Genomic DNA, 23,473 nt, shown 5'->3' on the forward strand with positions numbered 1-23,473 from the left:
CTGAACTGTATTGGTTAATAACCACCAATCGTAGGGGCGCAAGGCCTTGCGCCCCCAATTTCTCGTTCACAGCGCGGATTCCCCAACTGTGTTAAATCAAACAAAAACCGTCAGAATAGAAAAATAGCTCCTATTTAAATAATATCCTCAGATATGCCTTCTGCCGTTATCCTGACTGCTATTCTCGACGAATATAGCGCTGTGCGTACACATCTCACCAACCTCCAGGATGTTGAACATCCCCTAGGAAATAGATCTCAACGAGGCGAATATGATACATGGGACGTGATAATTGCGGAAGTTGGCGAGGGAAATATACCAGCAGCTTTAGAAACAGACAGAGCGATCGCCCATTTTCACCCTGATGTTATCCTGTTTGTCGGCATTGCCGGCGGCATCAAAGACGTGAAGATTGGCGATGTCGTCGTTGCCACAAAAGTTTATTATTATGAGCGTGCCAAGGCAGAAGAAAATAGCGATTCTGCTAGACCAGAGGTGTTAAAAGCAGATGATTTCGGCAAAGACTTGATCGGGTTAGCTAAAGATCAACATCAATCCTTCAGTATATTGTTTAAACCCATCGCCTCTGGGGAGACGGTGCTTGCTTCGAGTAACTCGAATAAGTTTTTATTTGTCAAAGACCATTATAACGATGCTATTGCTGTGGAAATGGAAGGATATGGTTTTCTGTATGCTGTGAGTAAAAATGAACCCAAGGTTCCAGCATTGATTATTCGCGGGATTTCTGATTTAATTGATGGTAAAAGTGCAGCAGATGCAACGGGTTCTCAACCAATGGCTGCAAAACATGCTAGTGAGTTGGCATTTAAGATTCTGGAAAAATACAAGCCTAAATCAGAGATTTTAACTCAACCCTTTGATTTTGATGTCGTCACCGTCAACCAATCGGGAATAATCATCAACCGCGAAAGCCGAGAAGCCGAATACTTTACAGAAAAACTCCTTGGGGGTGTCACCCTGGAAATGGTCAAAATCCCTAGGGGAACTTTTATCATGGGTTCACCCACAGAAGAAGCGGAAAGCAAGGACAGAGAACGACCCCAGCACCGAGTAACTGTCAAACCTTTCCACATGGGTAAGTATCCTGTAACTCAAGCCCAATGGCAAGCTGTGGCTCGACTTCCTCAAATTAACCGCGAACTGGAACCCGACCCATCTAGATTTAAAGGAAACAACCGACCTGTAGAAACAATATCGTGGTATGATGCAGAGGAGTTCTGCAAAAGGCTCTCAAAAGCGACAGGGCGAAACTACCGATTGCCCAGTGAAGCTGAATGGGAATACGCCTGTCGTGCGGGAACTTCTACGCCGTTCCACTTTGGTCAGACTATTACCCCAGAGTTAGCGAACTATAATGGCACATACGTTTATGGTGCTGGATATCAAGGTAAGTACCGTAAAGAAACAACAGCCGTTGGTAGCTTCAAGGTAGCAAATGCCTTTGGGCTATATGATATGCACGGCAATGTTTGGGAATGGTGTGCTGATAATTGGCATGGTAACTATGAAGGTGCGCCAAGAGATAGTGCAGCTTGGCTTGGTAATGATAATCAATTTGCCGTACTGCGGGGGGGTTCCTGGGACGTCAATCCTAGGCGCTGCCGTTCCGCGTCCCGCTACAACAACGATTGGGCGGAGCGCGTCTTCCACCTCAACTATGGTGGTTTTCGTGTTGTCTGCGCGTTCGGGAGGAGTGACTAGCCCTTTACCCTTTAGCACTTGTGCCCTCTGCCCTGTTTCTCTTTGCCCTTCTTTAACCCCTGGGCTTGTGGCGGTCGATTTTTTTGGGCAATTTGATGTGGATAACCTACTACTCTGTCAAGATAAAAATGATGGACTGTAGTGCGGGCATCTTGCCCGCGTGAGCGAGACGCTCACACTACCAAAAATCCCTCAAAACAAAATTGACAGACTACTACCAATTATCCAACGAGCAATATTCGACATAAACAAATAATAGCACAATCCAGCAAACACCGCATTGACACTCCCCTGCCTAAAGGCGAGGGGATTCTAGGTTCACAGACTCGCCAAATGATATACACTTACGGGAACATCCAAAATTTTTTCTTCTAATGACAATTTTATTCGTGCCGTGCCCCTACGACAATTTTCGTTGTGGTTGGGGTCAATCCAAAATCCAAAATCCAAAATCCAAAATCGATTGACGTTATCAGAAACTTGGCGATCGCACCTCTGGGCTACGCTAAAATAAAGCTGTTCTGCTCCGATTGAAATCCAAGGTTGAGATTCAGATGGAAGTCCTTCAACTTACAACAACCGTCGATGCATCAGGGCGCTTGCTGCTTGATATTCCCACGCAACTTGGCCCAGGACAGGTGAATGTTGTGTTGGTACTCAATCCAATTGTAGCATCCAAAGCTCAAAACCCCAATTATAATTTTTCTGATTTGGCGGGGCGGTTAACTTGGCAAGGAGATGCAGTAGCAATGCAAAGAGCGTTACGAGATGAGTGGTAATTGCGATCGCCCAATCCGGTAATCACCCAATTCTCTGTGCGATCGCACTCATTATCAAAGCAATTTCCACGCGATCGCTCCCCATCTTCTCAAAAATCAATTTCCAAGCGATCGCACTACAAAATCAGCGATGCACTTAAACCTCTTCCATCTTGAAACCTGGAGTTTTGAATTACAGCGTTATTCAGGTAAATGAGGTACGCAGGTAGGGGCATGGCACTGCCATGCCCTTACAATTATCTGTACCTCACTGATTAATTTTTGATGCTTAACATTCTCCATGTATATTTTGGCAATATTACTTAATTTAGAATCGCCAGAAAAAAACCAAATCAAACTATGGGTATCTAACAATAATTTCACTACATATAATCCTTAAAGTCTTCTAAAGGTTCATCAAAATCATCAGTAATGGAAATTAAACCAACATCGCTACCAAAAAGCGGAGGACGTGTGGGGAGGGGTTGTAGGGAAACTAATTTGACTATTGGTTGATTGTTTTTGGTGATGATAATTTCTTCGCCATCCACCGCTTTTTCGATTAATAATGATATTTGAGGAAGGGCTAGGTTAATATCGATTGTTTTCATCACTTAATCTCCAGCCTCAGTTTTTTACTATTCCAGCCGATCTCCATTTTACGACATTAATTGTTTGAGTGATATTCTGTGCGTATTTGCGCTTATTTGGTCAATTTACACATATTTGGCTCTTTTGCGCCGTAACGCACCTTTATGGGTGGCTTTGGGCGCACCCTACAAGAGCGGCGATGGCTACGCCCAAGCAGGTATCGGATTTTTTTGACAGTCGTTACAATTGGAGGCGATACCTGCGGTGGGCTGCTCCTACGCACTACCCATTCTCAATCATTAACAAAGTTGTCAGTTCTGGATATTGACGGAAAAACCCATCAATGCTAGCTAATCTCGCTTGATATTCAATGGCTGTGGCGATAATAATTCTGTCAAAAGGATCTCGATGAATGGGTGATAAATTAACAGCACAAGACGCGATCGCCACAGTCAAGGGTAAAAGCGATATTCCTGAAGGTTCTAAAGCTTCCTCAAACCATTGATTCACCGGACTTGGTAATAATAAACGTCCTCTTTGTTGGGAAGCAGCTACTTCATAACAGGATACTGGCGAAATTCCCACCTGATTGGCTGTTTCTATTATTTCTAACCATGAAGTTGGAAATTGATCTAATTCTCGATTAATATACCAAATCCAGATATGAGTATCTAGGATAATTATTTCAGACATTCCCAATCTTGGTCATTAACAAGTGGATTTACCAAGTCTCCTAATGTTTTTCCCTTACCAGCAATCAAGGGTGAAGGTTGACGGCGTTTTTGGGGTTGGGGTGGGATCTCTTCTAGAATTGAGATCATAATTCGAGCGGACTTAAGAGGGGGTTTTTCGGTTAACCACGTTATTTGACCATTTTCATAAAGGGCTTCGTATTGCATAGGTTGAGTGAGTGAATCAATCTTTGCAATATTATAACGGTAATTTGTTAGGTTTCGTTCTTCAACCCAAGCTACAAGAACGCGTAGGCGACGCCCGCCGTAGGCATCGCACTTCATGGATGTATGAGGTGCCGTACTCTCGTTAACGCACCCTACAAGATTTATAATGGGAGGCGATGGCTACGCCCGCCGCAGGCATAGCACTACAAGATCGGCGATCGCGCTGATAATTCTTCACGAAGAATACGGCGTAGATCCTCTTGGGTGAGAGGTTGATCGCAAGGGGACTGGAGATATTTCTTTAAAACCTCATTAATCAGAGTCTGATAACCCATTCCAGTCATTTCAGCCTCTTCTCGAAATTTATCTAGAATTTCATCATCTAGATAAATAGTAATGCGTGTTTTTCCATGAGTTGGAATTACAGATCCTCGTTTTCCCTTAGAAAAATCATATTCCTTTCTCATAAGCTTTTATCTCCTGTTTTGTAGCGCTACGAGCAGAAATCAGTCGAATCACCTCATCGCGCATGGTATAAACAACGACCAGTGGTAAGCCATAGTTTCCTATCCCCACTGCGATGAAACGTTCTTCAGTAATCGAATCTGGATCAATATCATGAATGGCAAGGGGATCGAAAAACACCATTTCAGCTTCTGCAAAGGAAACACCATGCTTTTGCCAATTGGTTTTTGCTTTTTTGGGATCATATTCAAAGACCATACATATATTATATGTATGGCAGATTGTCTCGTCAAGATTCATGTAGGGGGTGTTAGCCACGGCGTAACACACCAAGTATTAACAAAAATAAGGTGCCGTACTCTCAGCGTTTTTGCACCCTACAAGATCGGCGATACCTGCGGTGGGCTGCGCCTACGCACGACAAGATCGCGATCGCTTTGTTTGGGGTTGGGTTGGTGCGTTACGCGATCGCACTTTTCCGGGTGTGTTAGCGATCGCGTTACACGCCGAATATTAGCAACAATACGGTGCCGTACTCTCATTAACGCACCCTACAAGATATATAATAGGAGGCGATGGCTACGCCCGCCGCAGGCATCGCACTACAAGATTGCGATCGCACTTTCAGTTAACGCACCCGACAATATCACGCGATCGCGCTAATGAAGAGTGTTTCGTAGGGGCGCAAGGCCTTGCGCCCTGAATTTGTCGCCCCGTCAGCGCGAATTTCCCCCACCGTTGATGACTACGAGCGGAGTGTTGATTGTGGGTGAGGGCGCAAAGCCTTGCGCCCCTACATGGTTCATTCGCGATGAAAATTTATGTTTAGATATAACACAAGTAAAAATTATTCAGTAAAATAACTGGCACAGCTAGTGCATAAATGTCTTGGAAGGCAATGATGATTAAAGTATATACTGATACGCCTGCGGACTATGTTACCAGATACACCGTTGAAAATTGAACTCAGGCTACCGTCTTACCATCCTCAGCTATTAGCAGGACTGGATATCTGGCTGCGTTTGGGTTTGATATCCGACGCCCAAGTTAGACAGATATGCCGAAAGGATCTCGTCTGTCAGGTGATATTGCAAACCCAGGCGCTACCTCAACCACAGGTGAATAATGTAGCTTTTTTTGACCCTGTGGAACTGTTGGCTGTAGAATCGTTACAGGTGACAGAAGAACCAGTAACACCAGCCAAACCCAATTTCATCGCCACAATGTTACAGTCCCTAGGGGCAGAATTAAGTGTGCGTTGGCTACTGTTTTTAGGCTTATTTCTGGTTGTCGTGTCTTCTGGGGTACTAGCGGCGAGTCAGTGGGAGAAATTCCCCGCTTCTTTGCAATATGGGGTATTATTAGCTTATACTTTGAGTTTTTGGGGCTTCAGCTTTTGGGCGGGTAGGCAAAATAATTTGAGATTGACGGCGCAGACATTATTGATTGTCACGCTGTTGTTAATACCTGTCAACTTTTGGGCTATGGATAGCTTCCGCCTATGGCAAAATCCTTTAGATTGGTTGACAGTGGCGATCGCCATTCCTACGCTGACAGCTATCACAATTTTACTCTGCAATCATCGGTTATTTGTCGGTAATTCACCACTGGATAAATTACCTCTGGTGAATATTCTGGGGTTAAGTTATCTCCACTGCGGTTGGAAATTATTCCCCAGCTTCCCCCTCATCGTCGTATATGTGGCGATGGTAGGCACAACTTTGATTACTGTTTATCACCATCGCTACCAACAGACAAATCAGCCCACACTTAATGAAAATGAGGATAATCCTCATATTACTGGGAATATTAACTTATCTGCGACTGTCATTATTTACGCTTTGGTGGTATTGTTAATCCGGGCAATTTTTGTTGTCCAGGTAGATGTCACTAAGTTGGGGTTAGCTATTGGTATTTGCGGTTGGTTGATGACTTGGTTAGCACAGATGAACCTCACCCCCAGCCCTTCTTTGCTCGCAAACAGGGGAGTCAGAGATTCTTCCCTCATTTGGGAAACAATCGGCAGTTTTTTACTCTTACTCGGTTGGGCGGTGGCGGTAACAAATTATCCTGTCCAAGCAATTGCTGTGAGCGGCTTAGGCTTGTGGTTTATCGGAAATCGCGTGCAGCGTTATAGTGGAAATGCTGATTCTGTTGTATTTTTTGCTGTCGGCTTACAGACGATTTGGCTGGGTTGGCGATTATTACCGACTGGGTTACAAGAATGGGCGATCGCCACGGGAACCCATCTGACGAATTCGCAAAATCAACCTTGGGCGTTGTTGAGTATCGCCTTATTTCCCTATATTATATTGATGGTGGCGCTGACAAATAGTTTTCATCGTCAGCAACGGGAAGAATTAGCTAAGTTTGGCGAACTGCTAACGTTGTTTTTGGGAACTGCTTTAACAACGATAGCCTTAGTTAATCCGACATTGCGATCGCTCAATTTCCTTTCTTCTACCCTCACCCTCGCCTTCGTTACTCAACGATACTCTCATCAACAGACAAGGCGACATGGAGGAGATTTACCCCTCATCCCCCTGATTTACCTAACTCACATCATGGGGATACTAACGCTGTTCTCGACGATGGAATGGCTATTACCAACTCTGAGTCTGCAAATCTGGGCGAGTATTTTGTTAGCTTTGATGGTGCTTGAGTGGGGATTTAGTCTCAGGAATAGTATCTGGGGACGTAGTGCATGGTATATTGGTTTGGGGTTAGCTGCGATTAGTTTTCTGCTACTGTGGGGAAATCTCGAATCGTTCTGGACTCGTGTGATTGGGAGTGGTGGTCAATGGGGAATCATTTGGCTGATTACGCCTTTAGCGCTTTATGGTGTTGCTAGTCGCACAACTGGAAAGTGGAGAATTGCGAATAGTGTATTAAGTTTTTTGGCTGTGGGAATTAGTCAATTGCTGACTTTACCGCCATCAGAAACGAGATTAATCGGTTTGGGTGTGGGTGCGGTTTTGATGTTTGGGAATACGCGCTATTTGCGAAAACCAGGATTTGCACTCATCACCGAAGGCTTTACACTGGTTTTGATTGGCGTTTTGCTGTGGGAAGGTGTACCTGGTTTACCGCACCTGAGTTTGGGAGGTTGGTTTATTGTTGGGGCGATCGCCATTCTCAGTTTATGGTTAGGGCGTGTAGTTCTGATGCGGCGAGAGGATGAATTAGCAAATATCTATGCAGCAGCCAGTGATAAATGGGCGATCGCATTATGTATTCTAGAGTTATTGAGTTTAACCATGCACTCGCTGCTGGTTTATGACGGACACACGTCGCCAGGATTATTATACCTCATTACGACGATCATTATATTAGGGGCGATAATTTATCGCAGTTGGCGTTCACCCACAAATTGGGCATTTTATAGTATTGGTTGGTGTGGGGAATTGTTGATGGCCGAATTGCTGGGATTTGCGGGACACTCAACCATAAAAATAGCGATCGCCAATATCGCCTTGGGGTTAATCACGCAACTTGTGGGTGAATGGTGGCGCCAACGATATCAATTAGAAAGGTTTCCTAGCAGCTTTCATATTCTCCCACTGATATATGCTGCCTTGAGTATAGTCCTCCGCTTAGACACCTTTAGCAATTCCACAGGTTTATATTCCCTCGGCGTCGCTTTAATTATCATTGGTGTGGGACGAAGACGCCAGGAATTCAAACCGCTGCTGTACTTGGGAATTATTGGCGTCTCAATTTCAGCCTACGAATTGTTATTTTATCAAATCTCACAGACCACAGGGGGAGGATTTGGTGATGGATTAATTGCCATGTCTGCCCTGGGGACAAGCATTATGTACGCCTATCGGATTTTATCACCAATACTTGTAGGTTATTTACGCCTGACCCCCCAACAACTGCAAGGAATCGCCCATCTGCATTGGACTTGGAGTAGCTGCTTATTAATTGTAGCCATTATCCTTCCCGTAGAAGTTAACCAGATAGCAGGTTTAGGAACTGGAGGATTTTTAATTCAATATGCGATCTTTCAAGGACGGGAAAACCTGCTTAATCCCAGTGAACAAAGGATATTGGGCGTCATAACCCCAGAAATTTGGGTTTACCTAGGGTTATTAGAAGCTGGTATCTTCAGTTTTTATCTCAAAGATTTACCCATAGCGGAATCATTCACGCAAAACTTACTACCTTGGAACAGTGCGATCGCCTGTGTGGTAGCCTATTTCCTCTACATCTTACCCTGGGAACGATGGGGTTGGTCTCCCAGACCTTGGCGAAACGCCGCATACATCCTACCACTAATAATTTTATGGATAACTGGACTGGAAGTTTCCCCAATTAGCTTAGTAATTGTCGCCGGTTTCTACATCTTCCTGGCCAAAGTCGGAGAAAAATTCCGATTTACCTATATTAGTGTAGCCTTGATTGATTGGGCACTATTTGACTGGTTTTTTAACTTAAACCTCACCGATAGTTTGTGGTATGTCTCAGTCATTGGATTATCATTACTATATATTGCTCAAGTAGATCCGCAATTGACGCTACCACAATCTAAAGGTATCCGCCACAGTTTACGGATTTTTGGCAGTGGTTTAATTTGTGGATGGGCAATTTTATTTTACCAAAACATACCCATCATCCCCGGAATCTTCAGCCTCATCGCCATTTTTGCAGGATTAGCTTTACAAATCCGCGCCTTTCTTTACGTGGGAACAGTCGCCTTTTTCTGCACGAGTATTTATCAACTAGTAATATTCAGCTTACGCTATCCCTTTTTAAAATGGATAATTGGTTTACTAGTTGGCATTATACTAATTTCCATCGCCGCCAACTTTGAAACCCGTCGCGCTCAAATCACATCCTTACTCCGCAACACCAGCGATGGTTTTCACCAATGGGAGTAAGGAGTAATGAGTAATGAGTAATGAGTAATGAGTAATGAGTAATGAGTAAGCGGAGTGTTGATTGCGTGTAGGGGCGCAAGGCCTTGCGCCCTTAATTTGTGCCACACAGCGCCGATTTCCCCACAGCGCGGAGTATTACTCCCGAACCGCTGGAAGATTACCGTTCGCGGAGCGTCCCGTAGGGAAATAATTTTTAGCTCACGCAAAGGCGCATTCGCGGAGCGTCTCGCAGAGAAGGCGCAAAGAAGGAAAATTATAGGTAATCTTAGACCGGAAAGGGAGTAATTGCGGGTAGGGGCGCAAGGCCTTGCGCCCTTAATTTGTGCCACACAGCGCCGATGTCCCAAGGGTTGCGAACCGTTTATTTCCCCTTGGCTAAATCAGCATAAATGAAAATCTCTACACCCAAAATCACCAAAAGTATAAGCTCAATCACACCAAGAATATTCACCAGCACAGGAGGTCTTGATACTAATAACCAAAAAGCGAATAATGCAAGAACACCCGAAAACACAAAAGTTATTTCATCAATAATTAACTGTTCTATTTTACGGCGTTGGCGACGGTTATCACTTCTGTGTGCTATTTCCCAGCCAAATATCGATTCATCATCTTTATTCCCCGTTTGTTCCTTAATTTTTTCGCTGAGTGTCAGGCGAATATATCTACCAATAGCGGAAATTTTCTCATCATTCACAACATAAGTCCAACCCAAGATGAGGGAAACCCAAGGAATTACAAGTAATGCATAATAATTGGCTTTATTCGCCACAGCAAACGAAACAACTGCACCAAATACTCCGAGCGTCACATAAAGCAGATTATCGCGAAACCCGATTCTTTGCGCTTGCTCTTCTTTGAGCTTCTCGTATTCTTGAAGATAAACATCTAATATTGATTTCTGGTCACTCATGATATGCTCCTAGTATTTGTAGGGTGCGTCAGATGCGAAAAATTTCTGGCTCATCGCCAATTTCTCATTTGTGACGCACCATACGGTTTTCGGCTATGGTGCGTCAGTCCCCATGATTTTCGGCGATATCCAAGATTTCTCGCTGCTGACGCACCCTACATATAAATCAATACAGTTCAGTTAAGCAAAATTGTCGTAGGGGCACGGCACGAATAAAATTGTCATTACAAGCAAAAATTTTGGATGCCGTGCCCCTACAGTGTATATCATCCGAGCCTAACATCCCTGTATTGACATATAAATTATCCGCTGACGCACCATACTGTTTTCGGTTATGGTGCGTCAGTCCCCATGATTTTCGGCGATATCCAAGATTTCTCTCTGCTGACGCACCCTACATATAAATCAATACAGTTCAGTCGTAGGGGCACGGCACGAATAAAATTGTCATTACAAGAAAAAATTTTGGATGCCGTGCCCCTACAGTGTATATCATCCGAGCCTAACATCCCTGTATTGACATATAAATTATCCGCTGACGCACTATACTGTTTTCGGCTATGGTGCAATACAGTTCAGTTAAGCAAAATTGTCGTAGGGGCACGGCACGAATAAAATTGTCATTACAAGAAAAAATTGTGGATGCCGTGCCCCTACAGTGTATATCATCCGAGCCTAACATCCCTGTATTGACATATAAATTATCCGCAGTTTATTGTGGCAAATCAAACAAAAACCGTTAAGTTAAGCAAAATTGTCGTAGGGGCACGGCACGAATAAAATTGTCATTAGAAGCAAAAATTGTGGATGCCGTGCCCCTACAGTGTATATCATCCGAGCCTAACATCCCTGTATTGACATATAAATTATCCGCAGTTTATTGTGGCAAATCAAACAAAAACCGTTAAGTTAAGCAAAATTGTCGTAGGGGCACGGCACGAGTAAAATTGTCATTACAAGAAAAAATTGTGGATGCCGTGCCCCTACAGTGTATATCATCCGAGCCTAACATCCCTGTATTGACATATAAATTATCCGCTGACGCACCCTACTGTGCTAAATTAAACCAAAACCGTCAGAATAGTAAAACATCTCTTATTTTAGACAATATTTTACATATGCCTTCTGTTGTTATTCTGACTGCTATTCGCATTGAATATCTGGCGGTGCGTAAACATCTCAACAACGTCAAGGAGGTAGAACATCCCCAAGGAACGATTTATGAACAAGGCGAATTTGCTCTTTGGGAAGTGGGAATTGCGGAGATAGGCGCGGGAAATACATCAGCATCTGTGGAAGCAGAACGAGCGATCGCCTTTTTCAAACCCAGTGTGATTCTATTTGTGGGCGTCGCTGGCGGTATCAAGGATGTTAACCTGGGGGATGTGGTAGCTGCTACGAAGGTTTACGGTTATGAGTCTGGTAAGGTGGAAGTCAGCTTTAAACTCAGACCGGATGTAGGCTCCTCGGCTTACAATTTGATCCAGCGTGCGAAAGCAGAAGCGAGAAAATCAGACTGGCTCGAAAGATTGACATCTCCCTCTAATTCATCCCCCAACGTATTAGTTGCTCCTATCGCTGCAGGGGAAAAGGTGATTGCTTCAACCCAGTCGAGTATTTGGCAGTTTCTGCGGGATAATTATAATGACGCCGTTGCTGTGGAAATGGAAGGACGGGGTTTGCTAGAAGCTGCTCATGCTAACCAACAAGTTTCCGCATTGATTATTCGCGGCATTTCTGATTTAATTGATGGTAAAAAGGAAGCTGATGCCGCAGGTTCTCAAGAAATAGCTGCTGCTCATGCGAGTGCTTTTGCTTTTGAAATTTTAGCGAAGCTCAATCCTGCTCCAAAGATTTCCACCCCCAAATTTACTTTTGATGTCGTCACCGTCAACCCCTGGGGAACAATCACCAACCGCGAAACCAAACAAGCCGAATACTTTACAGAAATACTCACACAGGATGTCACCCTAGAAATGGTCGCCATTCCTGGGGGAAATTTTATGATGGGTTCACCCACAGAAGAAGCGGGAAGCGATGACAGAGAACGACCCCAGCACCGAGTAACTGTCAAACCTTTCCACATGGCTAAGTATCCCGTAACTCAAGCCCAATGGAAAGCTGTGGCTCAACTTCCTCAAATTAACCGCGAACTCGAACCCGACCCATCTAAATTTAAAGGAAACAACCGACCTGTAGAACTAATATCGTGGTATGATGCAGAGGAGTTCTGCAAAAGGCTCTCAAAAGCCACAGGGCGAAACTACCGATTGCCCAGTGAAGCTGAATGGGAATACGCCTGTCGTGCGGGAACTTCTACGCCGTTCCACTTTGGTCAAACTATTACTCCAGAGTTAGCGAACTATAATGGCACATACGTTTATGGTGCTGAACCTAAAGGTAAGTCGCCTGAACAAACAACAGATGTTGGTAGCTTCAAGGTAGCAAATTCCTTTGGGCTATATGATATGCACGGCAATGTTTGGGAATGGTGTGCTGATGATTGGCATGATAATTATGAAGCTGCGCCAATAAATGCTGCGGCTTGGCTTGGTAATGATAATCAATTTGCCGTACTGCGGGGCGGTTCCTGGTTCAACTTTCCTAAACTCTGCCGTTCCGCGTCCCGCTACCTCAACGTTAGGGCGGAGCGCGTCTTCCACAACTACTTTGATGGTTTTCGTGTTGTCTGCGCATTCGGGAGGACTGACTAGCCCTTTACCCTTTAGCAGTTGTGCCCTCTGCCCTGTTTATCTTTGCCCTTCTTTAACCCCTGGTCTTCTGGCGGTCGATTTTTTTGGGCAATTTGATGTGGATAACCTACCAATTATCCAACCATCAATATTCGAGATAAATAAATCAGCCTTGCATAATTACGGGATGAAATCCTTAAATTCAACTTTGAAAACTCTTCCTCTTTGCGCCTTCGCGCCTACCCTGCGGGAACGGCTCCGCCGAATGCGTGAGACAAAAATCATCCCATTAATCAGCAACACCAATAAATCATAACACAATCCAACCAACACCGCAATAATCGTAGGGGCGCAAGGCCTTGCGCCCTTAATTTGTACCACACAGCGCCGATTTCCCCACGGTGGCGCTCCGTAATCAGGGATAATTCTTGTTGTACATCAGCCTGCACAGAGAATCCAAGATGACATCAACAGGAACAGTGACCTGGCTACAAGAACGCACCAGTTTAGCTTAAACAAAAAGAAGCCCCACATCTGACCCGAAGGGCAGTGTGGGATGAATTTTTGGGCGGCGACGAATTGACCAACAACTAATTCAATCCGCAGGATTGACTTAGTTGTTGGTCGGTGTTAGCGTAGCCTTCGGCGCTCGTAGAGAAGCGGCACGAAGTGCGGAGTCGCCATTTTTTATGCTTGGCAACGTATCGATAAGCTCATCTATCACTTGAGTCATTGTTTTATCTGCGTACTCTGCATATTGTTTGAGCTTATTGAATCGGTTCTTGCGTACTTAGCGTGCTAAATATGTTGAAAAATAAGCTTGAACTCCTTGCTGGGATAAGATGACAGCCATTATTTACTGCCTTTTAGGTCTGATGATTAAAATTTTGGCTATAAGCGCCTGTAAGCCTTGATTTTAAAACAAAGTTATCGACTGTAATTAAAAATTTAGCACGTTAAGTACGCAAGAACCGTATTTGCAGGGATTTGAATGCGGCTATAAACATAAAGGCGCGTGGGACGCACGCCCTCAAAGCTCAAGTAATGTCCTCACAGAGGAGTCATTGAGAAGCCCACACTCACCCTGAAAGGGGAGTGTGTGGAGTACGTCACAAAATACAGCCTATCTCTCCGCTTGTTTGCTGCTGTTAATCACCGCAGGAGCGATGATATTCTCTGCTATTTTTGAACGACGGTTTTGGTGTCGATACCTCTGTCCCATTGGCGGGATGAATGGTTTATTTGCTAAACTCTCGATGACCGAACTCAGAGCGCAACAGGGTATCTGTTCTGCAACTTGTACCACTTATCAATGCTACAAAGGCGGACCGCAAAAAGGCGAGGGTATGGAAACCAATGGTTGTCCGGTGTATTCTCACCCAGCCCAGTTAGAAGATAATAAAGATTGCGTCTTGTGCATGACTTGTCTCAAAGCCTGTCCCCATCGTTCCGTTGAGTTTAATTTGCGTCCCCCAGGAATTGAATTGTGGACAACCCATGTACCCCACGGTTACGAAGTCGCATTGTTATTTTTACTCTTAGGCGGTGTATATCTGCATCATTTAACCGAGTTACAATCTTGGTTGGGTTTACAACTCGATTTAAGCCAATTTTGGCAACATTTGGGATTATCCCTACTGGCGTTGATTATCCCCGCAGCGATTCCCGTTACAGCCTACGGGTTAATGCAACTGATGAAATTTGGACGAAAACCAAAATCATTTGTGGAACTTGCCTATGGCTATCTACCATTGGTACTGGGGGGAAACTTGGCTCATTATCTGCGTTTAGGTTTGGGTGAAGGCGGGCAAATTTTACCAGTTACCTTTGCTACCTTTGGTTTGAATGGAGAGCAGTTACCAGTATTAATAGCGCACCCAGCGGTAATTGAGTTTCTGCAAGGTGCAACGCTTATTTTCTCTGTGTTATTAACGATAATATTAACACAAAAAATTGCTCGCCAACCATTCCTAGCCATGCTTTGGCAACATTTAGGAGCGATGGGATTGTGTATTAGTATGTGGGTGATAATTCTGTCTCATTAGGGATATGAAATCTAAAAATGTGGTTCATACCAATTTGAAAAAAGAATGGGACAGATAGGGTAGGGGCGCAAGGCCTTGCGCCCCTACAGATTATCGATGTGTTGCCAAGATTTGTTGATTGGTATTATTGTAGATAATCCCTATCGGAAGTCCCTTAGACACTGCAATTCAATTGCGAGTCGATACAATTCAATTGCGAGTCGATACAATGCGATTGCAAGTCGATACAATTCAATTGCGAGTCGATACAATTCAATTGCGAGTCGATACAATGCGATTGCGAGTCGATACAATTCAATTGCGAGTCGATACAATGCGATTGCGAGTCGATACAATGCGATTGCGAGTCGAATGGGACAGATAGGGTAGGGGCGCAAGGCCTTGCGCCCCCACAGATTAATGCCCAATGCCCAATGCCCCATTCCCTATTGCCAATATCATTGCATATCTTGCGATCGCTCTCTTCAACCTGTGAGCTATAATCAAGATAATCCCTAACCGAACTGCAAGCAGTTACCATCAGATTATCTAAAAGCGCATCCATATCTAAATCGTTGATATCCCATAAAATCACGTTATTGTCTGCGCTACCAGAGGCGAGGGTGTAGCCGTCGGGGCTAAAAGCTATACTTTTCACCCCAGCCTCATGTCCTATCAGGGTGCGTTTGAGATTACCCTGTAAGTCCCAGAGTTTAATCGTGTTGTCAACGCTTGCAGAGGCAATAGTTTTACTATCGGGACTGAGAGCTATACTTGTAATTTCTTTCTGATCTATCTTGAAGATATGCAGTTGATTGCCCTTTAAATCCCAAAGAATGACGGTGTTGTCTTCACTTGCAGAGGCCACAATTGTACCATCATAACTAAAGACTATATTTTTCACGGCAGCCTTATGCTCTTTGAAGGTTGTCAGGAGATTACCCTTTAAATCCCAGAGTTTTACCGTCTGGTCTTTACTTACAACTGCCACAGTTGTACCATCGGGACTAAAGGCGATATTTGTCACTTGGTCTTGATCATCTTCAAGGTTTTTCAGGAGATTCTCGTTTAAATCCCAGAGTTTTACCCTATGGTCTTTACTTACATATCCCAGAGTTGTACCATTGGGACTAAAGACTATATTTGTCACTGAGTCCTGATGAGGTTCGAGGGTTTTGCGGAGATTACCCTTGTTTAAATCCCAGAGTTTGATATTCTTATTTTCACTTGCAGAAGCCAGAGTTTGATCATCGGCACTAAAGACTATATTTTTCACTGCGGACCGATGACTAATAAATGTTTTGCGGAGATTACCCTTTAAATCCCAAAGTTTGATAGTATTGTCGTCACTCCCCGATGCCAGACTTTTACCATCATGACTAAATACCACTGCATTTATAGTATCCCGATGTCCTTTGAGCTTATGTTCACCATTTAAATCCCAGAGTTTGATAGTATGGTCGTCACTTGCAGAAGCCAGAGTTTTACCATCGTTACTGAAGGCGATGCTGGTGACAGCAGCCTGATGTCCTATCAAGGTTTGCAGTTTCTTACCAGTGAAATCCCAGATAATCACGGTACGATCAAGACTTGCAGAGGCTAGCCTGTAACCGTCGAGATTAAAAGCGACGCTGGTGATACCAGCCTTATGGCCTGTGAAGGTTTGCAATTTCTTACCAGTTAAATCCCAGAGGATGGCGGTTTTGTCGTCACTACCAGAGACTAAGTTTTTGCTATCGGGGCTGAAGACTAAACCTGTTATCCCTGCATTATAATTAGTCAGGCCTGGTGTTTTCAGTTCCAGTTCCTTACCTTGTAAATTCCTCTGATTTACCACTACTGGAAGCGCCAAACACAGCTAAGAAGTTGTCTTTTTCTAGCTTTTGTTGTAATTGTATAATGAGGCCTTCTCTACCAAAGAAAAACTTCTGATTTTCGACGCGGAAGGGATACAAGCCCAAAAAAGGACAGCTGGCGTCGTAAATCGGTGGTTCCCGATCCAAGGCTACAGCGTTAAAACTGAGGTCAAGCACTTCCAAACAGAGATTGTTAACATCTTCTAGGGCTTGCTCCCGCTCTCGCCGAAATTCTTTGCTCAAGGCTGTAGAATCTGTATTGAGCAGAGAAACCAACTTTTCTGCTGGTGCTTCCAGCTTTGATTGTAGTATAGGCGATCACTCTTTTAACAATCCTTCCAACCGCACCAAACCATATTTAATTTCGGCGTTCGTCAAATCGCGGTCAAGTTGGTCACTAAATAGGGGACGCCCACCCAAGCGGCTAAATAGGGCAGGAACAGTAATATCCTGGCGTTCTGCAAGGGATGCAGCCGCCTCCTGTAATGCTATATCCACCTCCCCAGTTTTACCCAGTTGCTCGTAAAATTTCGCACCTAAAGCCAAGGCAGTTTTCACCGTGACTTTCTCAGTCATAGCAATAACTGCCGGCATTCCTAAATCCCGCACCAATCTTTGTCCAAAACCCCCTAATCCCGCTTCTGCTTCTGGGCTGGCACTTTCGCAGGTCGAGAGAAAGGTAAAATGAGGTAGCCCTTTAGCGCCTTTGAGCGATCGCAATCTTTCAATTAACCGTGTTCCTGTCACTGGGTCTACCTGATTCTCTGCTTTCGCCCAGTAGAGGACCGTTTCCCCACCATCTATGACTCGACTATGGCTGACAAAATGGGCTCTTGCGTACTTAGCGTGCTAAATTGATAGGATAATGCCAAGAAAGTAAAGCTCTAATCTCAAAATTACGAAAGTTTCTAAATCCAAATCCACTTCGCTTTATTAACTTCAGTTTATTATTTATTCCTTCTACTACTCCACTGGTAGTCCTTCGTTCAAAATATCCGACTATTTCTCCAAACCACCGTTTAATTGTCTGCACACTTCTTTGATAATATGGTTCAGCTTTTTTTAACCAATTGATTAATTCTAGCGTTCCCGTTACCACATTTTTATTGTCTTCAAATAAATTGTGAAAATCTTCTTTTAATGAATGCATTCTAGCTATTAAAGGAGAAGCTTGTTTAATTCTATTTAATTTATCTTTTTGCTTTTCGGTGAGCTTATTCTCGGCTTTTAGAATTGTAAATTTATTTCCTTTTAAACTTTCAAATACTTTTTTTCTTTCCGGGGCATTTAACTCAGATGCTATTTTCTTTTCTGCTATCCTAGCTCGATTTAATTCTTCATGTACTAATTTAGTAACATGGAACCTATCTACCGTTACAAGGGCGTTTGGACAAATCTTCTCAATTAAAGATTTATAATTGCCTGTCATATCAATACTTACTTCTTCTATTTGTGACAAAACTTTTTCTCCCCACATTCTCATGGTTTTTTTGATTTCAATTTGTTTTCTTTCTTTTACTAAACCTATCAATTTACCTGAATCTATATCTACTAGCACGACAATAAATTTTCCTTGTCCTTTGACCAAACTAATTTCATCTATTCCTAATCTTCTTAAATCTTTGACATCTATTGGCATCACATTTTTAGCTACATCTTCAAGCATTGATATGACTTCTTCATTAGTTAGTCCATTATTTCTTGCCACATTACTTACATTACTATTAATCACTTGTTTGATAATATATTCCGCATATCGGTATGTATACCTCTTTCTTGCTCCTAGAAAATCTAGCTTTTCATTAAATGTTTTTCGGCATTTTTTACACTTGAATCTTCGTCTATTGACATTCAGTATTACTTCAAAATCCCCCATCGGTAAATCTTTCACTAAACATTTTTGATTTTGATGTAAATGTCTTGAGTTTTGACCACAGTGTGGGCACGATGCACTTTTCGCTTTTTTACCTACTGATAGAATTAGGACTTGACCCTCTTGTAGGCTTGATTCTACTAATACTTCAGGCAAATTTAGGAGTTGAGTCATTATTCGTTTCATAATTTATTTTATTAAACATTATTAAAAAATATCTTAACATTTTAGCACGCTAAGTACCCAAGAACCATAATTATTCTAGCTTACCTATTGCTTTAGGATTTGCTACTTAGAGCCAGATATGTATTGTCAACAAGGCGATAAACCAAAGGTTAAATATAAATTCAATGATGGCGCATACAAAATATTTGAAAGTAAATTTTCACCAATTGATGTTATCACGCGATCAACACAAGCAACCAGTGATAATTATTCGCCGGAGGGATTTCAAATAAGTTTTTACAGTCCAAACAACTTTAAAATACTGACTGCAATTGTCAAGGATTATCGAATTGTAAATAAAGGGTATTTGGAATTTAATAGTATTCCCTGTGGTGGGGATACTTTTACAACCACTGGTCCTACTATCGATCCGAGTACAATTGTCATTGATAAATCTGTTAAATGTCCTCCACAGAAATCAGATGAAAACTGTATCATTGAAATTAAATATAATGCCCAGATAATATTTTCTGACACAGGAAAGTGTCCTGTGTCCTTTACGGTTGCTTGTGGTAATTGTCCAGATGGTACAGTCGAATGTAAAACAAATTATTACCCAGTATATTGCTGTCTGCCATGTGCTGAAACAGCAGCTAAAATAAATAATTTGGCAAATAATATAAGGAGGTAATATGTCGCAGTGCGAGGATATAGACGTAGCTTTAGCCAATTTAAATTCCGCAACTGAAGCTATAAAGCAGCGGATGAATGCTTTGGAACAAAAACAGAATGGCATTAAGTTAAGACATAACCCTTTGCCCTGGCGGCTTCCCAGCTTCCATGATGGGAAGCCATTTTAGATAGCTCTCGCTCCAGTTGTATTCCCAGCCTCCAGCCTGAAGGCTACACAAAACTTAAATTGCTTAAATTAGTGCCATTCGGTAATAACGGTTGACACAATTCAAGCCACGCAATGACTGGATCGTTATATATAAGTAATCACGCCAAATTAATTGAACATTTATTTAACCTGGAATGACCTGGTGACAAGGATTTCAGGCAATGCCAATATACAATTAATTTTGCTCCCGGTACTTATCATCTTTTGTGCGGACAAAGTTATTAGGGTGCGTCAGTATCAATAATTTCTGGCGATTTCCAGGGTTTCTCGTTGGTGACGCACCCTACAGATGGCAATACTGCTTGCTTAACATAATAATAATCAACGAACCAAAAAACGTTCTCGACACGTTACATGTAACGTGTCTATAAGGCTGTATCTTCAGAAATATTTGGTGTTAAGATATACTAATATTATATATGCTATGAATATAAGTAAGGAACAGGTTACTTCATGCGATCGCCGTCAGAATTTTTATCAGAAGTTTTTGCCACTTTCGATTGCTGGCAAGATGAGAGTGATGGACACAAATCGCCGTCAAACTTTTTATCAGAAGTTTTTGCGACTCTAAAATTAGCAGTGCCTTTGGGAGGTATTCAACTAGCGGAAACATCTGTGAATTTTATCAATACAGTTATGATGGGATTCTTGGGCATTGAATCCCTCGCGGGTGGTGCTTTGGGGGTGATCACCTTCTATACCCTATTGTTCATCTGTATGGGGATTATAGAGGGAGCTAGTCCCTTAGCATCTGAAGCGTTTGGCGCAAAAAAAATAGATCACATTTCCCAACTTCTGGCTCAAGGTATCTGGCTAATGGTGGCTATATCTTTACCAATGATGTTACTCATTTGGCATCTAGATTCTATTTTGATATTTCTGGGTCAAGAAGAACACACGGTATCCCTAACTGCAACCTATTTAAGAGTCATTGTTTGGGCTTTTCCCGCAGCAGTGGGGTTCTTCATCCTCAAAGAGATTGCTACTGCTCTCAATCGTCCCAAATTAATTAGTGCGATCGCCCTGACTAGTGTTCCTATCAATATTACCATTAACTATCTTTTACTATTTGGTCACTTAGGCTTGCCAGCCCTGGGATTAGCGGGAATTGCTTGGGCTACTACAATTGTTTTCTGGATGAATTTCTTGGGTGCTGCTACCATACTTGGTTTCCATCCTGAATTTAGAGAATACAAGCTATTTAGTTCTTTAGGGTTCGATAAAGAAGTCTTTGCTGAAATTTGGCAAAATGGCTGGCCTATTGGCTTACAATACGCAGCTTCTATGTTTCTATTTACTTTGATTGCTTTGTTTAGTGGCTATATGGGAAGCGCTGTGCTAGCAGCAAATGAAATTGCTGTAGAAACAATAGATATAAGTTTGATTGTGCCAATTGCGACTTCTTATGCTGCTATGACGCGGGTTGGACAAAAGATTGGTCAGAATGACCCCACTGGCGCAAAGAGGTCAGGATTAGCAACAATTAGCATTGGTATCGCCGCCATTGGTATGATTGCTGTTGCTTTATGGCTGTTTCCAGATCGGATTACGGCGATATTTTTACGAGCAAATGCTGAAGATAATAGTATAGTAATTAATTCTGCAATCCCTTTACTGAGAGTGGCTGGACTTTTTTTAATAGCTTACGGACTTAATTTGATTGCTATGGGAATGTTGCAGGGAATCAAAGATATCGGCTTACCTTTAATAATTAACATCCTAATTCAGTGGTGTGTTGGTATGGTAAGTGGCTATCTATTTTGTTTCTATCTCAATTGGGGAAGTGTCGGTTTGTGGTTAGGGTTAACGATTGGAACTTTACTATCAACGGTGTATTTAATTTATCGTTTTTATATTTCAACTGCTGAGATTATCCAATCTAGCGAGGATGACAAGAGTCGATCCATTAACAATGATCAAACTCCTGTCTTAAAATCGGTTTCTTAGTCGCTGTTACCAGAGTCAGTTATTCTATCTTGGATTTCTTGCACAAAGTTCCGACCCACAATCTCTGATAAAAATTTCAGTTCTTCCTGCAACAGGATATAGCCTAGTTGTCCACAATTAGAAGATTTACCACACGGCACTTGTGTGAAGAAACCTGCATATTCTTCATCTGGTAGATACCAGGGTTCGGTTTCGGGACTGGGTAAATATATTTCAGGTTGATTCTCCGCTGGCGCAATACAAATGGGGAAAATCCAACAAGTAACGGGTTTATAGTGCCAAGGATGTAAGCCTTTGGCGATGGAAAGCTCTTGTAAGGCGCAGTGGGAATCATCAAGTAAAAAAACACAGGCTGTGTTTTGGAAATGGGGGGGATAGTCTTTGATGAGATTGGAAAAAGGTTTCTCCTTTAGCGCGGTTTTTTTAATCGAACCCAAACCTTTCCACTCCCATTTATCAATTGGAAACTCGTCATATTCTGCAAAATCTGTAATTACTTCTTTTGGTAGGTCAAGACCAAGAGATTTAAAAAACTCAGCTTCTTCTTCAACGACTTTTTTAATAATTTCAGCGGTTTCTTCATTGACTTGTGCCCCTTCATTACAACACATACCGTGACAGCTAGATAAGGAGCAACGCTGACGAATCTGCTTAAATGAATCAATGTTAAGAGTAGCCTGAATCAGTTCATCTCGGCAAGCTTGTTCTGTTTGGGGGTAAGCTGTAAGGTTTTCGTTAGACATTATTTTTTAGGTCGCGTAATGACATTTGTCAACTATCTGTGATCGGGCTTATCTTCCTTTGAAGATGTTAGTCGGTAATTGTTTCTTTTTATTATGGGGATGAGTTAATGCTGCATTCATTCGCAAACATTAATTTGCAACAATCTCACGGAATACAGCATGAACAAAATAATTAGGAACGGCAAATTAATATCAGTCGGGGTGATTGCGAAGTGAAAGGTGTCAGATCATAATCCCCAAACCGATTCTCAATTGTAAAACCGTTATACTTGAGCAGCATATCTAGCTCTTTTGGGAAATATAATCGAACTTTTGTTTCTTCAAGAAACTCTTTTTTCTGCCCTATTAATCGGAAAAAAAGCTTTAAATACCATATCTGTCCCGGCCAATCCAACTCATTTTCATAAGTCACGACGACCGTACCTTTTCCGTCTGGATCTTCATATACTGAATACAAGTTTCTGGTTTTGGACAACAAGAAATCCAGGATATCTTGATTTAAGTAATTTTCTAGATCAATAATAAATCTGCCACCTGGCTGCAAATATTTCCGAACCATGCTCAAACAGTTTTCAATTGATTCTAAATCGGTAATATGTCCAATAGAATTAATCGGAATTATGATCAAAGAAAACTGTTTATCAAGGTCAAAATTTCGGATATCACCGTGTATCCATTCTACTTGAGAGGATTTTCTTCTTGCTTCCTCTAGCATAGATTCGGAAATATCAATCCCCGTCACCTGCGAACCATTTTCTGCTAAAGTAACGGCAACTCGCCCATTACCGCAACATAGTTCCAAAATCGGACCACCATACTGATTTGCCATGTCTATCCAAAAAGGAATGTCAGCAACCAGATAATCGGGATCAAAGTAGTTATTCTCATAAACTAGATTGTAATGTCTGCCATCATAATGGATAGACTCAATTTCCGAAATTTTGATCACATTTTCTACTTCTGAATCACTCGATAATCTATCAAAAGTTGATGAAATCTGGTTTTCCACACTACTCATTTGCACTTATCTCCTTAGGTAA

At 42.5% G+C, this 23,473-nt stretch carries 21 protein-coding genes and 1 pseudogene; 10 read left to right on the forward strand and 12 right to left on the reverse strand.

Going from position 1 to position 23,473, the window contains the following annotated elements:
- Positions 1-153 precede the first annotated feature (153 nt).
- The 3 genes from HEQ19_30715 to HEQ19_06645 all read left to right on the forward strand — a co-directional run bounded on the left by HEQ19_30715 (position 154) and on the right by HEQ19_06645 (position 2,641).
- Positions 154-1,722 (forward strand): SUMF1/EgtB/PvdO family nonheme iron enzyme, encoded by a 1,569-nt coding sequence (locus HEQ19_30715; protein WZI67125.1) that lies wholly within the window; start codon positions 154-156, stop codon positions 1,720-1,722.
- Between the two features lie 554 nt (positions 1,723-2,276).
- Positions 2,277-2,501, forward strand: coding sequence for a hypothetical protein (locus tag HEQ19_06640; protein WYL99248.1), 225 nt, complete (start codon positions 2,277-2,279; stop codon positions 2,499-2,501).
- Positions 2,495-2,641 carry a hypothetical protein gene (locus HEQ19_06645; protein ID WYL99249.1) on the forward strand — a complete coding sequence of 49 codons (147 nt, stop codon included), beginning with the start codon at positions 2,495-2,497 and terminating at the stop codon, positions 2,639-2,641. The genes HEQ19_06640 and HEQ19_06645 overlap by 7 nt, the downstream gene beginning before the upstream one ends.
- Positions 2,642-2,863: 222 nt before the next feature.
- Here HEQ19_06645 and HEQ19_06650 read toward each other — a convergent pair whose 3' ends face one another.
- The 5 genes from HEQ19_06650 to HEQ19_06670 all read right to left on the reverse strand — a co-directional run bounded on the left by HEQ19_06650 (position 2,864) and on the right by HEQ19_06670 (position 4,693).
- Positions 2,864-3,091 carry a type II toxin-antitoxin system prevent-host-death family antitoxin gene (locus tag HEQ19_06650; GenBank protein ID WYL99250.1) on the reverse strand — a complete coding sequence of 76 codons (228 nt, stop codon included), beginning with the start codon at positions 3,089-3,091 and terminating at the stop codon, positions 2,864-2,866.
- 262 nt (positions 3,092-3,353) lie between these two features.
- The gene (locus tag HEQ19_06655; GenBank protein WYL99251.1) at positions 3,354-3,764 is read right to left on the reverse strand and encodes a PIN domain-containing protein; all 411 of its coding nucleotides are present in this window, start codon (positions 3,762-3,764) and stop codon (positions 3,354-3,356) included.
- A complete protein-coding gene (locus HEQ19_06660) occupies positions 3,752-3,970 on the reverse strand; it encodes a hypothetical protein (protein ID WYL99252.1) in 219 nt (72 codons plus the stop codon). Before HEQ19_06660 ends, HEQ19_06655 begins: the two co-directional genes overlap by 13 nt.
- 203 nt (positions 3,971-4,173) lie before the next feature.
- Positions 4,174-4,437 carry a BrnA antitoxin family protein gene (locus tag HEQ19_06665; protein ID WYL99253.1) on the reverse strand — a complete coding sequence of 88 codons (264 nt, stop codon included), beginning with the start codon at positions 4,435-4,437 and terminating at the stop codon, positions 4,174-4,176.
- Positions 4,421-4,693 (reverse strand): BrnT family toxin, encoded by a 273-nt coding sequence (locus HEQ19_06670; protein WYL99254.1) that lies wholly within the window; start codon positions 4,691-4,693, stop codon positions 4,421-4,423. The genes HEQ19_06665 and HEQ19_06670 overlap by 17 nt, the downstream gene beginning before the upstream one ends.
- A gap of 112 nt (positions 4,694-4,805) precedes the next feature.
- Between HEQ19_06670 and HEQ19_06675 the strand changes: the two genes are divergently transcribed.
- The gene (locus tag HEQ19_06675; GenBank protein ID WYL99255.1) at positions 4,806-4,952 is read left to right on the forward strand and encodes a hypothetical protein; all 147 of its coding nucleotides are present in this window, start codon (positions 4,806-4,808) and stop codon (positions 4,950-4,952) included.
- Positions 4,953-5,370: 418 nt separating this feature from the next.
- On the forward strand, positions 5,371-9,318 hold the full coding sequence (locus tag HEQ19_06680) for a DUF2157 domain-containing protein (protein ID WYL99256.1): 3,948 nt from the start codon (positions 5,371-5,373) through the stop codon (positions 9,316-9,318).
- A gap of 361 nt (positions 9,319-9,679) precedes the next feature.
- On the opposite strand, the gene HEQ19_06685 is transcribed toward HEQ19_06680, so the two are convergent.
- Positions 9,680-10,231 carry a hypothetical protein gene (locus tag HEQ19_06685; GenBank protein WYL99257.1) on the reverse strand — a complete coding sequence of 184 codons (552 nt, stop codon included), beginning with the start codon at positions 10,229-10,231 and terminating at the stop codon, positions 9,680-9,682.
- Between the two features lie 947 nt (positions 10,232-11,178).
- Here HEQ19_06685 and HEQ19_06690 point away from each other — a divergent pair.
- Positions 11,179-12,945 carry an SUMF1/EgtB/PvdO family nonheme iron enzyme gene (locus tag HEQ19_06690; GenBank protein WYM03288.2) on the forward strand — a complete coding sequence of 589 codons (1,767 nt, stop codon included), beginning with the start codon at positions 11,179-11,181 and terminating at the stop codon, positions 12,943-12,945.
- 1,091 nt (positions 12,946-14,036) lie between these two features.
- Positions 14,037-14,969, forward strand: a pseudogene (locus HEQ19_06695) (4Fe-4S binding protein).
- A 154-nt stretch (positions 14,970-15,123) separates the two neighbouring features.
- Here the strand turns inward: HEQ19_06695 and HEQ19_06700 are convergent.
- From HEQ19_06700 to HEQ19_06715, 4 genes are read right to left on the reverse strand one after another with little or no spacing between them, the layout of a single operon-like run.
- Positions 15,124-16,785 (reverse strand): hypothetical protein, encoded by a 1,662-nt coding sequence (locus tag HEQ19_06700; protein ID WYL99258.1) that lies wholly within the window; start codon positions 16,783-16,785, stop codon positions 15,124-15,126.
- Positions 16,757-17,080: a hypothetical protein gene (locus HEQ19_06705; GenBank protein ID WYL99259.1), complete on the reverse strand. Its 324-nt coding sequence runs from the start codon at positions 17,078-17,080 to the stop codon at positions 16,757-16,759. The genes HEQ19_06700 and HEQ19_06705 overlap by 29 nt, the downstream gene beginning before the upstream one ends.
- A 42-nt stretch (positions 17,081-17,122) precedes the next feature.
- Positions 17,123-17,608, reverse strand: coding sequence for a CHAT domain-containing protein (locus HEQ19_06710; protein WYM03289.1), 486 nt, complete (start codon positions 17,606-17,608; stop codon positions 17,123-17,125).
- 37 nt (positions 17,609-17,645) lie between these two features.
- Positions 17,646-18,851 (reverse strand): ISL3 family transposase, encoded by a 1,206-nt coding sequence (locus tag HEQ19_06715; protein ID WYL99260.1) that lies wholly within the window; start codon positions 18,849-18,851, stop codon positions 17,646-17,648.
- A 130-nt stretch (positions 18,852-18,981) separates the two neighbouring features.
- On the opposite strand from HEQ19_06715, the gene HEQ19_06720 reads away from it, so the two are divergent.
- From HEQ19_06720 to HEQ19_06730, 3 genes are all read left to right on the forward strand, one after another.
- A complete protein-coding gene (locus HEQ19_06720; protein ID WYL99261.1) occupies positions 18,982-19,533 on the forward strand; it encodes a hypothetical protein in 552 nt (183 codons plus the stop codon).
- A gap of 1 nt (position 19,534) precedes the next feature.
- On the forward strand, positions 19,535-19,702 hold the full coding sequence (locus HEQ19_06725; GenBank protein ID WYL99262.1) for a hypothetical protein: 168 nt from the start codon (positions 19,535-19,537) through the stop codon (positions 19,700-19,702).
- Positions 19,703-20,196: 494 nt separating this feature from the next.
- Entirely contained in the window at positions 20,197-21,690 is a 1,494-nt protein-coding gene (locus HEQ19_06730) for an MATE family efflux transporter (GenBank protein ID WYL99263.1), read from the forward strand.
- On the opposite strand, the gene HEQ19_06735 is transcribed toward HEQ19_06730, so the two are convergent.
- Together HEQ19_06735 and HEQ19_06740 are read right to left on the reverse strand one after the other, a co-directional pair.
- A complete protein-coding gene (locus tag HEQ19_06735) occupies positions 21,687-22,433 on the reverse strand; it encodes a hypothetical protein (GenBank protein WYL99264.1) in 747 nt (248 codons plus the stop codon). The genes HEQ19_06730 and HEQ19_06735 overlap by 4 nt on opposite strands.
- Before the next feature lie 172 nt (positions 22,434-22,605).
- Positions 22,606-23,451 carry a class I SAM-dependent methyltransferase gene (locus tag HEQ19_06740; protein WYL99265.1) on the reverse strand — a complete coding sequence of 282 codons (846 nt, stop codon included), beginning with the start codon at positions 23,449-23,451 and terminating at the stop codon, positions 22,606-22,608.
- Between the last annotated feature and the right edge of the window lie 22 nt (positions 23,452-23,473).

It is taken from the genome of Gloeotrichia echinulata CP02, assembly GCA_038087035.1.
GTDB lineage: Bacteria > Cyanobacteriota > Cyanobacteriia > Cyanobacteriales > Nostocaceae > Gloeotrichia > Gloeotrichia echinulata.